At 61.1% G+C, this 15,525-nt stretch carries 10 protein-coding genes; 6 read left to right on the top strand and 4 right to left on the bottom strand.

Annotation, left to right across the window (positions count from 1 at the left end):
- Nucleotides 1-1,293: a CitMHS family transporter gene (locus HX792_RS22025; RefSeq protein ID WP_176998072.1), complete on the bottom strand. Its 1,293-nt coding sequence runs from the start codon at nucleotides 1,291-1,293 to the stop codon at nucleotides 1-3.
- Nucleotides 1,294-1,404: 111 nt separating this feature from the next.
- On the opposite strand from HX792_RS22025, the gene HX792_RS22020 reads away from it, so the two are divergent.
- From HX792_RS22020 to idi, 3 genes are all read left to right on the top strand, one after another.
- Nucleotides 1,405-2,289, top strand: a complete 885-nt coding sequence (locus HX792_RS22020; protein WP_176998071.1) for a LysR family transcriptional regulator — start codon at nucleotides 1,405-1,407, stop codon at nucleotides 2,287-2,289.
- Nucleotides 2,290-2,392: 103 nt separating this feature from the next.
- Nucleotides 2,393-4,303 carry a squalene--hopene cyclase gene (shc, locus tag HX792_RS22015; protein ID WP_176998070.1) on the top strand — a complete coding sequence of 637 codons (1,911 nt, stop codon included), beginning with the start codon at nucleotides 2,393-2,395 and terminating at the stop codon, nucleotides 4,301-4,303.
- A gap of 3 nt (nucleotides 4,304-4,306) precedes the next feature.
- Nucleotides 4,307-5,836 carry an isopentenyl-diphosphate Delta-isomerase gene (gene idi, locus HX792_RS22010; RefSeq protein ID WP_176998069.1) on the top strand — a complete coding sequence of 510 codons (1,530 nt, stop codon included), beginning with the start codon at nucleotides 4,307-4,309 and terminating at the stop codon, nucleotides 5,834-5,836.
- A 6-nt stretch (nucleotides 5,837-5,842) separates the two neighbouring features.
- Here idi and HX792_RS22005 read toward each other — a convergent pair whose 3' ends face one another.
- Nucleotides 5,843-6,445 carry a glutathione S-transferase family protein gene (locus HX792_RS22005; RefSeq protein WP_176998068.1) on the bottom strand — a complete coding sequence of 201 codons (603 nt, stop codon included), beginning with the start codon at nucleotides 6,443-6,445 and terminating at the stop codon, nucleotides 5,843-5,845.
- Nucleotides 6,446-6,455: 10 nt separating this feature from the next.
- Complete coding sequence (locus HX792_RS22000) at nucleotides 6,456-7,622, bottom strand: PLP-dependent aminotransferase family protein (RefSeq protein ID WP_176998067.1); 1,167 nt, start codon at nucleotides 7,620-7,622, stop codon at nucleotides 6,456-6,458.
- A gap of 81 nt (nucleotides 7,623-7,703) precedes the next feature.
- Between HX792_RS22000 and HX792_RS21995 the strand changes: the two genes are divergently transcribed.
- The 3 genes from HX792_RS21995 (at nucleotide 7,704) to HX792_RS21985 (ending at nucleotide 10,316) form a co-directional block, all read left to right on the top strand.
- Nucleotides 7,704-8,144: a MarR family winged helix-turn-helix transcriptional regulator gene (locus tag HX792_RS21995; RefSeq protein WP_176998066.1), complete on the top strand. Its 441-nt coding sequence runs from the start codon at nucleotides 7,704-7,706 to the stop codon at nucleotides 8,142-8,144.
- Between the two features lie 187 nt (nucleotides 8,145-8,331).
- Nucleotides 8,332-9,678 carry an NCS2 family permease gene (locus tag HX792_RS21990; RefSeq protein WP_176998065.1) on the top strand — a complete coding sequence of 449 codons (1,347 nt, stop codon included), beginning with the start codon at nucleotides 8,332-8,334 and terminating at the stop codon, nucleotides 9,676-9,678.
- A gap of 11 nt (nucleotides 9,679-9,689) precedes the next feature.
- Nucleotides 9,690-10,316, top strand: coding sequence for a LysE family translocator (locus HX792_RS21985; protein WP_176998064.1), 627 nt, complete (start codon nucleotides 9,690-9,692; stop codon nucleotides 10,314-10,316).
- Here HX792_RS21985 and HX792_RS21980 read toward each other — a convergent pair.
- Nucleotides 10,255-15,432, bottom strand: a complete 5,178-nt coding sequence (locus tag HX792_RS21980; RefSeq protein ID WP_176998063.1) for a dermonecrotic toxin domain-containing protein — start codon at nucleotides 15,430-15,432, stop codon at nucleotides 10,255-10,257. The two genes, HX792_RS21985 and HX792_RS21980, sit on opposite strands and share 62 nt — an antisense overlap.
- Nucleotides 15,433-15,525: the final 93 nt, after the last annotated feature.

The raw sequence follows: 15,525 nt of genomic DNA, 5'->3' as shown, positions 1-15,525 counted from the left end.
TCAAATCACTCCCAGGAGCAACGCGGTCAGGGTCATCAACACCGACGCGGCAAACAGAAACGGAATGGTGAAGCGCTGGTGATCGGCCAATTCGATCTTGCACAGGCCCACCAACAGGAAGGTCGCGGGGGTCAGCGGGCTGACCGGGAAACCGGTGGTGTGCACGCCCAGCAAAGAGGCCTGGGCCACTTGCAACGGGTCGACGCCAAGGGCCTTGCCCACTTCGGCAATCACCGGCATCACGCCGAAATAGTAGGAATCGGGATCGAACAGCATGCTCAGCGGCATGGAAATAAAACCCACCACCGCCGGGATCAACTTGCCATGGCCGGCCGGGATCTGCGCCACCGCCACTTCGGCAATCGCCTTGAGCATGCCGGTGCCCTGCATGATGCCGGTGAACACGCCGGCAGCGAGCAGGATACTGGCCATGGTCAGGGCGGTTTTCGCATGGGCGTCGATACGTGCACGCTGGGCGTCCACGTTCGGGTAGTTGATGCACAGCGCCACCACGGTGCCGAGCATGAACATCACCACCGGATCGACCCAGCCAGCGATCATCACCACCATCACCAGCACGGTCAGCACCAGGTTGACCCAGAACAGGCGCGGGCGGCGCAGCTTGATTTCATCGTCGCTGAGCACCCGTTGTGGCACCGCGTCCACCGAGGATCCGGCCCCCAGACCCAGGCGTTTTTCCTCACGACGCCCCAGCCACCAGGCGCAGGCAAAAACGAAGATCAGCCCGACGATCTGCACCGGAATCAACGGCTGGAACAAGTCAGCCACCGGCACATGCAGGGCCGCCGAAGAGCGCAGCACCGGGCCGGTCCACGGCAGGAAGTTGACCCCGGCCGCCATCGCACACACACAGGCGAGGATACGTTTGTCGATGCCCAGCCGCGTATACAGCGGCAACATTGCCGGCACCGTGACCAGGAAGGTCACTGCGCCGGAACCGTCCAGGTGCACCAGCAACGCCAGGGTCGCGGTGCCTACGACAATTCGTGTAGGACGCGTCCCTACCGTGCGCAGGATGCGATCAATGATGGGGTCAAGCATGCCGGCATCGGTCATGATCCCGAAAAACAGGATGGCAAACACGAACATGCCCACCACGGGGGCGACGTTCTTGATACCGGTAATGATGAAGGCGCTGGTTTGCAGGCCAAAACCGCCGAGCAGCGCGGCAATGATCGGCAAGGCGATCAGGGCCACCAGGGGCGAGAGGCGTTTGCTCATGACGGCAGCGAGCAGGCACAGGATGGTGATGACACCCAGGGTTGCGAGCATGGGGTACTCCAGAGCGGCCTTGGTGGCCGGTTATTGTTTTCCCTGGAGTATTGGAAGCGGGTTAGTCTTTGTAAATTGGAATATTCACAGCCTAGTGTTCGGAAAAACAAAATGAAGAACAGCATCCAACACATTCAAGCGTTCCTAGCCGTAGCCCGTACGGGCAGTTTCACCAAGGCCGCCAACGAACTGCACCTGTCACCTTCGGCGCTGACCGTGCAGGTGCAACAGCTGGAAGACTGGCTCGGCGTTGCCCTGCTCGACCGCAGCCCGCGCCATGTCAGCATCACCGCCGCTGGCCTGGACGCCCGTGGGCCCATGGAAAAACTGCTGCTGGACCTGGACAACATCGTTACCGGCTCCCGCGACCTCGCCGCCTTGCGCCGAGGCGTGGTCACCATTGCCGCCCTGCCCTCGGTGTGCGCCGGCACCTTGCCACCCGCGCTGCGCCTGTTCCGCGAGCGTTTTGCCGGGATCGAAGTGCGCCTGCATGACCTGGTGGCACACCGCATTCACGCCCAGGTGCGGTCCGGCGAAGTGGATTTCGGCATTGGCGTGCGCGCACGGCTCAGCCACGGCCTGGAGTTCGTGCCGGTGCTCAATGATCGCCTGTGTGCATTTGTGCCTGAGGACCACCCCCTCACCCGCCACCGCCAACTGACCCTTGAGCAACTGGCGGACCAGCCGATCATCCTGACCGGGCGCGACAGCAGCGTGCGTGAGCAGGTGGACGGGTTGTTCGATGAGACGCGGTTGACGATGAATGCAGGCATGGAAGCCAACTACATGTCGACGGTGTTGGCCCTGGTGCGTCAGGGATTGGGGATCAGCGTACTGCCGGAGTCGGCGGCGGACAGCCTGGAAGGGTTGCGACGGATCGCGATCAAACACCCGCGGGTCAATCGCGAGATAGGGCTGATCGTCCGTACCGGGCACCTATTGAGCCCGGCCGCACAGCGCTGTTTTGAATTGCTCAAGGAACAACTGCCCCGGTGACCTTCGGTCACCACTGTCATTTATGACAGTATCGCTTGCTGAGTCGTTGAGGTTCTAATCCCTGACAGACCGGAGCTTTACCCCGACAGGGAGCAGTGATCTCATGAATCCACGTCTGGAATGCGCGATAGAAGACGCGTTGAATGCTTTGCTCTTGCGGCAACGGCCCGATGGGCATTGGGTGTTCGAACTTGAGACGGACGCTGCAATGACCGCCGAATATGTGTTACAGATGCACTTTCTCGGCGAACCGATCGACCCAATCCTCGGGGCCAAGCTCGCGCGTTACATGAGCGATCTGCAGCAGCCGGAAGGTGGCTGGCCGGTGCTTCAGGGTGGCCATTTCGACCTGAGTACCAGTGTCAAAACCTACTTCGCGCTCAAACTGCTGGGGCGTGCAGAGAACGAGCAGCCCCTGCAGCGGGCCTGTGCACTGATTCGACAACACGGCGGCGCGGCCGGTAGCAACGTGATGACCCGCATCTGGATGGCCTTGTTCGGCTTTATCCCTTGGCACGCATTACCGTCGGTTCCAGTGGAAGTGATCCTGCTGCCCCGCTGGTTCCCCTTTCACTTGTCGAAGATTGCTTGTCTCCCCCGCAAGTACACAGTGGCATTTTCTGTACTGCACGTGTCGCGTCCCATCGCGCGCAACCCTCAACGTACCTCCATCGCCGAACTGTTCCTGGAGCCGCCCGAGCAAACCAGGCCGCTGCGCTGCGCTCCTCACCAGAATAAGGCCTGGTTTGCCCTGTTCGGCGGGATTGATCGCCTGTTACACCGCTGCACCCCCTGGTTCCCGAAAGGTCTGCGACAAAAAGCGATTGATCGTGCGGTGAGTAGCGTCATCGCACAGCTCAACGGCGAAGATGGCTATGGTGCGACACTGCCGACCATTGGCGCCAGCGTGATCCTGCTCAGGGCGCTGAACTATCCGGACGATCATCCGGCGGTACTGACGGCACGCAAGGCCCGCGACAAGCTGTTGGTCATCCACCCGCAAGCCGCTTACTGCCAACCGTGTGTATCGCCCATCTGGGACACCGCCTGGGTGTGCCAGGCCTTGTTGGAAACCGGTGAAAAACGCGGAATCGAATCGGCCTCGCACGGCCTGAAATGGCTGCGATACAAACAAATCCTCGACACCTATGGCGACTGGGTCATGACCCGACCAGACCTGCGCCCAGGCGGCTGGGCTTTTCAATACAACCTGCCAAGGCACCCGGATGTCGACGACACCGCCGTGGTCGCGACCGTCATGCAACGGGCCCTGTGCACCAATCCCACCGCAGACTACGGTGAAGCGATCAGCAGGGCCCGTGAATGGGTAGAGGGCATGCAAAACCGCCAAGGTGGCTGGGGCGCCTACGAGGCTGAAAACACGCAAAATTACCTCAACAGTTTTCCCATCGCCGAACATGGCTTGATGATTGATTTCCCCAGCGCCGACGTCAGTGCCCGCTGCCTGTGCATGCTTGGGCTACTGGAGGCCACGCCGGCAACCCGCCATGTCACTGACAAAGCGTTGCATTACCTGCTGGCGCAACAAGAGGCCGACGGCAGTTGGTACGGTCGATGGGGCATCAATTTTATCTACGGCACCTGGTCCGCCCTCGAGGGGCTGGCAACCAATGGTCATGACCCTCAGTTTCCTGCAGTCCGGCGGGCACGCGAGTGGTTGATAAAGCACCAGAACAGCGACGGCGGCTGGGGCGAAAACGCCAGCGGCTACGCGTTGAAACGCCAGGGGCATCAACCGTCTGAAAGTACCCCCTCGCAAACGGCGTGGGCATTGCTGGGGCTGATGGTCGCCGGTGCCGTAAACCATCCGGCAACCCGGCGAGGCATTGCCTATCTGCAGCAATCACAACACCACGACGGCACTTGGACTGACGGCCATGCCACAGGAACCGGCATCCCTCGCGCGATGTACCTTCATTACCATGGTTACGCGGTGTATTTCCCGTTATGGGCCTTGGCACGCTATCGCAACCTCACCATTGAGGAGGACTGAGCCATGGGAGAGTCACTGATACTGGTTGATCAGAACGATCAAGCCACGGGCACCGACGACAAGTTGTCCGTGCACCGCCAAGGGCTTCTGCATCGAGCATTTTCCATATTCATCTTCGACCGGCTCGGGCGGCTGATGCTGCAACGACGCGCGCAAGGCAAATACCATTCCGCCGGTTTGTGGACCAATACCTGTTGCGGCCACCCACGCCCCGGCGAGGCTACTGGCGATGCGGCCATCCGTAGGCTTGACGAAGAGATGGGCTTCACCTGCCCGCTGCAGCAAATCACCACGCTGACTTACCGCACAGAGGTACCAGATGGATTGATCGAACATGAGTTCAACCATGTCTACATCGGCGGATTCGACGACGCCCCCCTGGTCAACCCCAACGAAGCCGCACAATGGTGCTGGATCGAGCTACCCGTGCTGGAACAATGGCTCATGGCTGAGCCCCAGGGGTTTACCGCCTGGTTCAAGATTATCCTCGCCGACCCTGCCAGTCGCCTGGACCAATGGTCCGCGCAGGCGTGGAGGCTTCAGGATGCTCTGCGCTTTCAGAATGAAAGCCTGCGCCTGGTGTCGCGAACATTCGCGTTGACCATCCCGCAATTGCCCACCGAACTGCATTCGGCGGTAGCCAATGCCTATCTGCTCTGCCGGATAGCCGACACTATCGAAGATGAGCCCGGCCTGACCCTCGCCCAGAAACAGCATTACCAACGAGTCTATCTGGAGGCAGTCACCGGCACGGCGAACGCCGAACACCTTAGCGATGAACTGAGCAAGCACCTGACAGCGCAGACGCTTGCGGCCGAACGCGAACTGATCAGGCACATGCCCCGGGTATTGACGGTCAACCGCACACTCAAACCGGCGCAGCGCAGTGTCATCATCGACTGCCTGGCCGTCATGACGTGCGGTATGGCCGAGTTCCAGGGCAAGGTCAGCGCGCGGGGTTTGGCCAGCCGTCAGGAACTGGACCGCTACTGTTATTGCGTGGCAGGCGTAGTGGGAGAAATGCTGACCGAGCTATTCATCGACTATGAGCCCGAACTGGCGGCCCAACGCGAAACGTTGCGCAGTCTGGCGGTTTCGTTCGGCACAGGGCTGCAGCTGACGAATATTCTCAAAGATCAGGAGGTGGACCACATTCGCGGCGTCTGCTGGTTACCCCAAGACCCGTTCGCCGAACACGGCACCTCGTCGCCGACCATCGAGGAACTGATTGGCACTGCCCATTCCCATCTACAGCGAGCGCTGCAATACGCCCTGCTCATACCAGCCAAACATGCCGGTATTCGTCGATTCTTGTTGTGGGCGACTGGCCTGGCATTGTTGACACTGCGCCAGGCCCGGGGGAAATCCGGAACAACCCTCAAGGTGTCTCACGCACAGCTTAGGTGGGTCATGCGATTGACGCAGCTGTCACAACGCTCGGACCGTGGCCTGCGGCTGTTGTACAGGATTGCTTCGTACAACTTGCCGTTAACAGCGTTAGGGCCCGAGTGGCAAATACCACCCGCGCCCTAGCCAGCCTCAGTCGAGCATCGGGACATACTTGGGGTGGTTGGCAACGCGGGCCAGCCACGCCTGCACACCCGGGTAAGCGTCCAGATCAAAACCACCTTCATGGGCCACATGGGTGTAGGCATACAACGCCACGTCCGCAATGGAGAACTGCTCGCCCACCAGGTACGGCGTCAGTTGCAGCTGGCGCTCCATGACTTTCAGCGCCTTGTAGCCGCCTTTGTGCAGCTTCTTGTATTCCTCGAGGCGGTCTTCCGGCAGCCCCAGGTAAAACTGAATGAAGCGCGCCACCGCGATGTACGGCTCATGGCTGTACTGCTCGAAGAACTGCCATTGCAAAACCTGGGTGCGCAGGCGCGGCTCGCTGGGCAGGAATTCGCTGCCATCGGCCAGGAAGTTGAGGATCGCGTTGGACTCCCACAAGCACGTGCCGTCTTCCAGCTCCAGCACCGGGATCTTGCCATTGGGGTTCTTGGCCAGGAACTCGGGGGTCTGGGTGTCGCCCCTGAGGATGTCGACATCGATCCATTGAAACGGGATGCCCAGCAGGTTGAGCATCAATTTGATCTTGTAGCAGTTGCCCGACTTGTAATCGCCATAAACCTTGTACATGAGGCTCCCCTTATGCCGCTTGCGCGTGCTGTGCTTGACGGATCACCGCGGCCAAACGCTTGAGACCTTCGTCCAAACGGGCCGGGTCGATATGACTGAAATTGAGTCGCAGCGAACCATGGTGCTGATCCGGCTCGGAAAAGAACGGTTCACCGGGCATGAACGCGACGTCCTGATCGAGCGATGGAGCCAACAAAGTGCGGGTATCCAGCGGCTGTTTCAAGGTCAGCCAGAAGAATAATCCGCCCTGGGGCACTTGCCAGTCGGCCAGGTCCGCAAAGTGACGCTCCAGCGCGGCCTGGAATGCATCGCGGCGTTCACGGTAAAAGCTGCGCAGTTGCACCCGATGCTGCTGGTATTTTTCGCTGCCGATCCACTGCATCGCCTGCCATTGGCCAACACGATTGGTGTGCAGGTCTGCCGACTGCTTGAGCTTGAGCAGGTGCGGGAACAGGTCCGGGCTGGCGATCAGGTAGCCGACGCGCAGGCCCGGCAACAGGGTCTTGGACACGGTGCCGGTGTAGATCCAACTGGCTTTTTTCAGGCGCCCGGCGATGGGTTTGGCACTGCCTCCGTCGAAGGTCAGCTCGCGGTAAGGCTCGTCTTCGATCAGCGTCACGCCAAATTCATCGAGCAGCGCTGCGACCGCCGCGCGCTTGGCCTCGCTGTAACGCACGGCCGAAGGGTTCTGGAAGGTCGGGATCAGGTAGATGAACGCCGGGCGATGGCGTTCGAGGCTGGCACGCAAGGCCGCCAAGTCGGGACCATCGGCTTCCAACGGCACCGTGAGGCAGTCGGCGCCGAATAGCTGGAAGATTTGCAGCGCGGCCAGGTAGGTCGGGCCTTCCAGCAGGATCGGCGTGCCCTTGTCGATGTACAGCTTGGCCGCCAGGTCGAGGGTTTGCTGGGAGCCGCTGACCACCAGCACCTGGCTGGCCTGGCACGGCACGCCCAGGGCGCGCGCCTCGGCGGCGAGCAATTCGCGCAGTTGCGGTTCGCCTTCGCTCATGCCGTATTGGCCGATGTTCAACGGCATATCGTCCCAGTTCAGCGCGGGCAACATGGCCTCGGCCGGCAGGCCGCCGGCAAACGACATCACTTCCGGGCGCTGGGCAGCCGCGAGGATTTCACGGATCAAGGAGCTTTTGAGGCGCGTAACACGTTCAGAGAAGGCCATAAGGTCACCGCTAGCGAAGCCTGAGGGAAATACGTCAAACTGGTTGACCGAAATTACGACGACTTCAACGGATACGTCAATATGCTTGACCTTAAAAATCCCGCCAGCCAGCAAGAAGCCATGGAAGCGTTCTTCTTCGGCTACCAGGCCTTTACCGCCAAGGCCGATGAAATGCTCGAGCGCCGCGGCCTGAGCCGAGTACACCAGCGCATCGTGTTTTTTATCGCGCGTTACCCGGCCTTGAGCGTCAAGGAGTTGCTGGAATTGCTTGGCGTGAGCAAGCAGGCGCTGAACATTCCGCTACGCCAATTGCAGGAAATGCACTTGGTCGACAGCGTCGCGTCCGAGACTGACAAGCGCAAACGCCTGCTGCAATTGAGCGAAGAAGGCGTGCGCCTGGAGCAGTCGCTGCGGCGTGAGCAGGTGAAGCTGTTGCAGCGGGCCTTCAGCGATGCTGGCGAAGAGGCCGTCAGTGGCTGGTTGGCGGTCAATCAGGCGCTGTGTGCCACCCGTAATTTGTAACAGTCGGAGGCCATTCATCTGTCGCCCTGAAAACATTATTTGCTTTATTTGTATACAAAAGCATAATCCACATCGAGCGAGTTCTTGACCTATTGGTCAACAAAACTTGCCAACACCTCAAAGCGCTGTTGCCCACATCTGTGACCGGCGCTGGAAATAACAATAAAACTCTTGAGGAGTACTCGCTGTGGAAAGCCGCAAATCCGAAGCCCCGACGCTGGACATCGCCCCGCCCAACAACAGCTGGTTAGAACGCCTGTTCAAACTCAGCCTGCATGGCACCACAGTGAAGACCGAGCTGATCGCCGGCCTCACCACCTTCATCACCATGGCCTACATCATCTTCGTCAACCCCAACATCATGGCCGACGCCGGCATTGACCACGGCGCGGCGTTCGTCGCCACCTGCATCGCCGCCGCACTGGGCTGCCTGCTGATGGGCCTGTACGCCAACTGGCCCGTGGGCCTGGCGCCCGGCATGGGCCTGAACGCGTTTTTCACCTACACCGTGGTCGGCACCATGGGCTACCACTGGGAAACCGCGCTGGGTGCGGTGTTTATTTCCGGCGTGCTGTTCATGGGCCTGACGCTGTCGCGGGTGCGTGAATGGCTGCTCAACAGCATCCCGGTCAGCCTGCGCCATGCGATGGGCGCCGGTGTCGGCTTGTTCCTCGGTGTGATCGGCCTGAAAACCGCCGGCATCATCGTCGACAGCCCGGCGACGTTGATCAAGCTTGGCTCGCTGCACGAACCTGCACCACTGCTGGCGGCCGTGTGCTTCCTGCTGATCGCCATCCTCAGCTACCACCGCGTGTTCGGCGCGATCCTCATCAGCATCATCGCCGTCACCCTCGCAGGCTGGGGGCTGGGCCTGGTGCACTACAACGGCATGGTCTCTACCCCACCGAGCCTGGCACCGACCTGGATGGCCATGGATGTAAAAGGTGTATTCAATGTCAGCATGATCAGCGTGGTATTTGCCTTTCTTTTTGTACACATGTTTGACACTGCAGGTACACTGATGGGCGTCGCGCAGCGGGCAGGCCTGGTGAACGCCGATGGGCGCATCGACAACCTGTCCCGCGCCTTGAAAGCCGACAGTGCCTCCAGCGTGTTTGGTGCCATGGTCGGCGTGCCGCCGGTGACCAGCTACGTGGAAAGTGCTGCGGGTGTCGCGGCCGGTGGTCGTACCGGGCTCACCGCGGTGACCGTGGGTGTGCTGTTTGTGGCGGCGATGTTTTTCGCCCCGCTGGCCGGCATGATCCCGGCCTACGCCACCGCAGGTGCACTGATCTACGTGGCAATGCTGATGATGGCGAGCATGGCGCACATCAATTGGGATGAAGCCACCGACAGCATCCCGGCGATTGTCACCGCGATCATGATGCCGCTGACCTTCTCGGTGGCTGACGGTATCGCCTTGGGCTTCATCACGTACGTGGCGCTCAAGACCGGCACCGGCAAGTACCGCGAAATTTCCGTGAGCCTGTGGGTGCTGTGCGCGATCTTCATCGCCAAATTCATCTTTCTATAAAGGAGCAACGAATGAACCTTGAAACCTGGCTACTGTTCAGCGGCGCAGCATTGGTGGTGATCCTGATCCCGGGGCCACTGTCACTGCTGATGATCAGCAACAGTCTCAACTACGGCCTGCGCCGTTCGTATCCAGCGTTTCTCGGTGGGGTGTCTGCCTCTATTCTTCTGCTGAGCGCCTCGGCCCTGGGCCTGGGTGCCTTGCTGTTGGCGTCCGAACAACTGTTCAGCGCCTTGAAGATCGTCGGCGCGGTGTACCTGTTCTACCTCGCCTGGCAGAGCTGGCAGCAATCGCGACAACCGGCCAAAGCCGCAGAAGTCCCCTATAGCGCGCCGGTTCCACGCTTTCGTGCACTGTTTGGGCGGGCCTTCGTTCTGGGTGCCAGCAACCCCAAGGACATCCTGTTCTTTGCGGCATTCCTGCCACAGTTTCTCCACAGTGAGCAGGCCTTTCTGCCGCAACTGCTGATCATGATCGCCACCTGGACCGTACTCGACCTGTTGTGCAAAGTGTTCTACGGCCTCAGCGCCCACGGCGCTGCACGTTATCTGCGCAGCGGCAACGGCCAGGGCTGGTTCAATCGCGTGAGCGCGGCCTTGTTTGCAGGCGCCGGCGGTGCGGCTTTGCTGAGGGCTTGAGGCTGCCAAACCGCACAAAGAACACTGTAGGGGCCGTCGTGGGTGTCCATTGGATGCCCGCGATGATCTTGACCAACCTCCCTTCGTCCATGGCTTGCTTGATGGGCGCAAACGACGCGGCAAAATTCGATGTGGCGGCCCGGTGATTGAACCATTCGTCACTCAGTTGCATGGCATGGGCACCATAGAATTTGAAGCTGGCGGTATTGGCCCAGCGCGTGAGCACGAAATACAGGTTGTTGGACTGAGGATGGGCACAGCTGAAATCCACGGTCGCGCCTGAGCCTGGTTTCTTTTCCACACGCTGTACGCTGAACCCCTGTTGTTCGAGAATATCCCGGACGGCGCCCTGCATCAGATGGGACCGTTGAATCAGGTTGTGCTGGGTGGGCGCTCGCAGATCAAGAGGCGGCGATTGGCGCAGGATGAAGTCCACCCGATCAAACCCCGGCGTGGTCAACTCACGGCCAATGTAGATGCTGGCACTGCTTGTACTGTGCAGGGGCCGCAACAATCTGAGCAGATCGTCGGTTTGCCCGTCTGCGTTTGGCATCCGCCACCGTTCCAGGGTCGCCTTCAGACGCAGCAGATGGGTAGCGGTCAGACGACGACTGGGGTCGGATAATTCCAGCAGACGCTCAATCAAAAACGTGCGACTGTTGGCCGTCATGCCGGGAAAGGCTCGCGCCAGGGACACCCGCAACGACTCGCTGAACACCGGGCGATGAAACGTCCAGCGTCCCTCCGCCCCCCACGAAGCCGGTATCGGTTGATCGAATGTCCCGGCTTCCAGCCAATAGGCAATGTCCAGTGACGCCGCGTGTTCCAGCGGGCGGTCACGGGTGATAAACACCACATCACGTGGCGACACCTGCGAACCATCTGGCAACAGCCGGTAGTGGCGAGCGTTATGCTGAAGCACCCTGTAGCCCTGCGCCGAGGGTGGTACGGACGCCTCGAAGATGCCGAGTTCAGGGATAGCCTCGGTCAAGGTCATGGGCGTGTTGATCGCCCAGGCATCGAAGGTCTTGGGCGCCGTGATCGTCTGAGACAGGCTCTGCTCAAGCCTCCCCACTGACGGCGGCACCCACTCGCTGGTGTGCGACGCGGCAAACGGCCGCCATACCGCCGCACTCGGGCCGGGTTGTGGGGGTGGCAACGGCGCATCCGCGCCCAGCGCCCACTCGCGGCCCTCGCGGATATGCAGCACCAGCTCTCCCTCAGCTTCGCCGCCAGGGCTTTTCACCCGCCACACCTGCTCATCCCCGCGCCGGTATACCGGGTAGTAGTGTTCGCCATCAACCAGATGCAGCTCACCGTTTTTAACGTACACGCCCTTGTTGCCCGGACCGCTCAGGGGCACGGCGGCGTCGCTGGAAAAAGGTTTCTTGAAGCGCTCCAGCAACCTGACTGGACGCGGGGCTGACGACAACCGGCTCAACCCGAACCCCTGACGATGGAGCTGGCCAAGCCCCCTGCGCAGCCCCCCACTTGCACCGGGTCGGGGAAGCGGGAGAAATGACGTCACGACATCGATAAACGCCATCAGCGTGAGAAACACCACATTCACAAGGTCCTCGGGCTTGCCACCGAGGTGGTAGCGCCCGGCAGCCAGCAACATTTCATACACGCTGACTGCCGTGCCAATCACCGGAATGAAAGACAAAAGACCACGCACCGTGGCATCCGCCTGCTCGCCAAGGCGCAGCTCGCGGTAGCGCGCCAGCGTCGCACGGGTGTTGGCACTGGCGTGAGCTCGTTGCTGAATCTCCAGCATGCGCGCATGGGCGAACAGCGCCAGGGCATTACGGTGGGAGGTAGGCACGATCACCAGCCAGGCGCTCGGATCGGCCTCGATCTGTTCCCTGATTTGCGCCTCAATGACAGACAGCTCTGCGCCAGGCAGTTTGTGCTTGATTTTGAAGGTGCGCACCAGCCGTTTGATCGCCTCATAGACCACGAGGACCCCATAGCCGCAAATGGCCCCGGAACCGATGGCGGTCAACAGTACCGGGGGCTTTTGCCTCTGTACCGGTTGCCCGGGATAGCTGGCCAGGGCCTCCTCTTCCCAGCCAGGTGCGACCCGCTGCGCCAACGCCTTGATACTGTCCGCGGTGGCACCTGCCCGATTCAAATGTGCCTGGGCCTCGGCCTGGCTGCTGTATTCGGCGAGTACCGGGTACTCTGTGGCACCCGGCCAATACACCAGGCAACGCTGGGACAGGGTATCGGTGATGACCAGCACGCCGGCAATGTGTCGGTCATGCTCCAGCGTGTGGCCACACAAGCGCAGGAAACCGAGGCTGATGTGATCCGCTGCGCTGGCGGTCATCGCCAGATCGAACAGGTTTTTGCCCGGTACCGACAGCCCCTGGCGCAACGCCGAATACGCCTGCATCTGTGCCAGTTGCAAGGTCGCACGGTCGATCAGCCTGCGTGGGAGCGCGCTGGAGCCCGGCGCAAACGTACGCTGGATCAAACGATGGTACTGACCACCGAGGTCCAGTGCCGACAGGGTCTTGATCAGGTAGCGCGGATTCAGACGTTCTTTCCAGGCAGGCTGCAAATATCGCGCGCGATTCAGTCGCCATTCGGTCCATGGTGCCTCGGCATCAAGATTGTGCAACGCCAGGTCCAGAAGACTGAACGGGGTGCGCTGCGCACTCGCGATCATTTTGACATGACGGTCGCCGACCATGCACTGGCTCGACCAACCGCAGAGCTGGGCACTGACATCGTCCGGCATATCCAACAGAGGCTGGTCCACGTCCAGCTCCGGGTAAAAGCCATCCTGCTTCAGTTGGACCACCAGTCGCTCGCGTGCAAAGGTGTACAACGGCGGCAAGACCTGCCACAGCCGATCCTCGAAGGCCAGGGCACTGGACACAAAGCGCCGCTGCAAACGTCGGTAGCCCTGGCGCTGGGCGGCGGTGGCCGTGGCCAGCCAGGCCGGCTGGTTTTTCGCCTGTTCGGCGGCAAACCGGACAAAATCGATGTTGGCCAGCGCCAGGGTTCGTGCATCGTTGGACGGCACCTGCAGGTACTCGCGCAGTTCGGCAGCCAGCCATTGCTGGCCCAGGGCCGTGTCACTGACCTCACTGAACACCCGCTTGCCAGCCACCAGTTGTTTGCGCAACCGCGCATAGTGTTCAACCGATACCCTGAAATCTTCCTGGAGCTCATTATTGTCGGCGACGCTGTAGTCCACCACGGTCGGTCGGGTGAACGCCAAGCGTGCAGCGGCGCGCTCACCCCGCAGGATGCAGCGCCACAACACCGAGCCGTCATGGCTGGCAAAGCTGGCCCGAAGCCCTTGGGACAAGCCCTCCAGGTGATCAAATACCGCCATTCCACCAAAGCCCCCCATCACCACCAGGATCACAGGCTGTACCTGTTTCGGCTCGATCACGGCCCTGGCGGTGGTGACCACGAATGCCCCCAGCAACCGGTAGAGCGAGCCGCCCTGGCTGCCCATTGCGATACGTAACACACGGGTGTCACTGCCCAGTCGCTGGCTGGCCAGTGGCTTGTTGAGCACCTCCAGCAACCGGTCCAGGTGGGTCTGCTGGATTATTCCAAGGCTGTGGTCAAGCTGCGCATCCAGGCGCAACGCCAGGCGCTGGGCATTCAGTACCCGCGTGGCGCGTTTGTGGTTGCCGTCGAGCCGTTCAAGCCAGAACGCCACCTCGAACAGACGCCCATCCTCGGCCTGGGTCAACTGCCCGATGATCTGCGCCTGGGCCTTGCGCTGTTCTTCACGGTCTGCAAACGTTCGATAGTCCGTATCGCCACCGGGCATCTGGAGCAACGCCCCCATGCCACTTTCGTGACGTTGCACCTGACGCTCGCAGGCGCTGCGCGGCAGGTCGGCCGACAGCCGAGAGAACACGATTTCTGCCTCGCGACGCTGGCGGTCCCATTCCAGCAAAGCGTCCAGAACCGTCTCGAATGGCAGGCCATTACTCAGGCGCTTGCGACCCTTTTCGATGACCCGCAGCAGGTGCGCGTGCCGTCGGCTTGGTAACGGAGCCTCAGGCGCAGTCGGCGCGGCGTAATGAAGGGACAGCACGCAGCCCCATTCATTATTCCATTGTTCCTCCAGCAAGACCTGCGCACTGTGGGCCAATGCGTCTCTTGTGAGTACCTTCCCCACAGGCATCTGCGCAGGCGCCTGACGTCGCAGTGGCAGGTACTGCCACCATTGCCCCAATAACGACCGGTGTACGAGCTCAGGTAATTGCTCCTGCATCCGGTACCCGGAACTGAACTCATGAAAACCCTGCGACAACCCCGGCAGGTAAATGACCTGTGGCCCGTCGAAAGCCCCTTCCCGACCAATGTGCAAGGCACCTGGAATCACCAGAACCCCGTGTTCGGCATGGGGCCACGGGACTGTCGCCACACGAACTGTCGCCCAGGCCCCGCCCGCGCGCTGGCGGGTTTCTGCGTCGGGGGCGTCGATCAGTTGCTCAAGCATCGCGAAACCGGCATCCGACACCTGGAACAACTGATGCGCCAGGAAGGCCTGGTCGGCAAACAACGCCTTGCGCAATTCGACCCAGCGCTCCCGGCGCGAAAGCCAAGCGCCAGGGGCCAGTTGCTGCCAGTAGTCCGCCGCGGCGCTATTGACACGCACCAACAGCTGCAACTGGCGAACACGCTCCAATGCCTGCCAGGCATTGAATGCCGGCACGTGCGCCGACGGGCCTTGCACGCTCAAGGCGGTGAAATGGTGCAGGTTGATCGGCACGCCGGGGTTACTGAACAAAGCCAGCGCCCGATCGGTCAAGCTGTTGACGTGAAGGGCCGGCCGGGGCGGTGGCGGTTCGCTGAATAGCAGGGTGTCCGGGTCCAGGCCAAATGCTTGGTGCAAGGCGTGCCGGATGAAGGACAGAATGCGCGGTGCGCGTCCCGCCAGGTTCGCCAGCTGTTTCGCGTTGCGTACACTCCGCTCATGGGCGGCATGAATCTGGTTGATCGTACGGCTGGGCTCGCGCGCACTATTGATCCGCCGTGTCAGCAGCGCGCGAATCGCCGTCAGGTGCTGTTCCCGGGTCACGGCGGGGTCATCAAAGTCGAGGGCTGAAGAGATAGGATCAGGTGTGTCTGGGCTCATGACGGCATCTTCAAGGCTGAAACACCCGAGCCTAGGCACTCCCCCCTTTGCCGGTGCGCTACATAGTTGGCAGACGAAAAAAAGCCCGCAGTG

Source organism: Pseudomonas sp. B6002, assembly GCF_013385985.1.
Lineage (GTDB): Bacteria > Pseudomonadota > Gammaproteobacteria > Pseudomonadales > Pseudomonadaceae > Aquipseudomonas.
The sequence above is the reverse complement of the archived record's forward strand: the minus strand, read 5'-3'. Positions and strand labels throughout refer to the sequence as shown.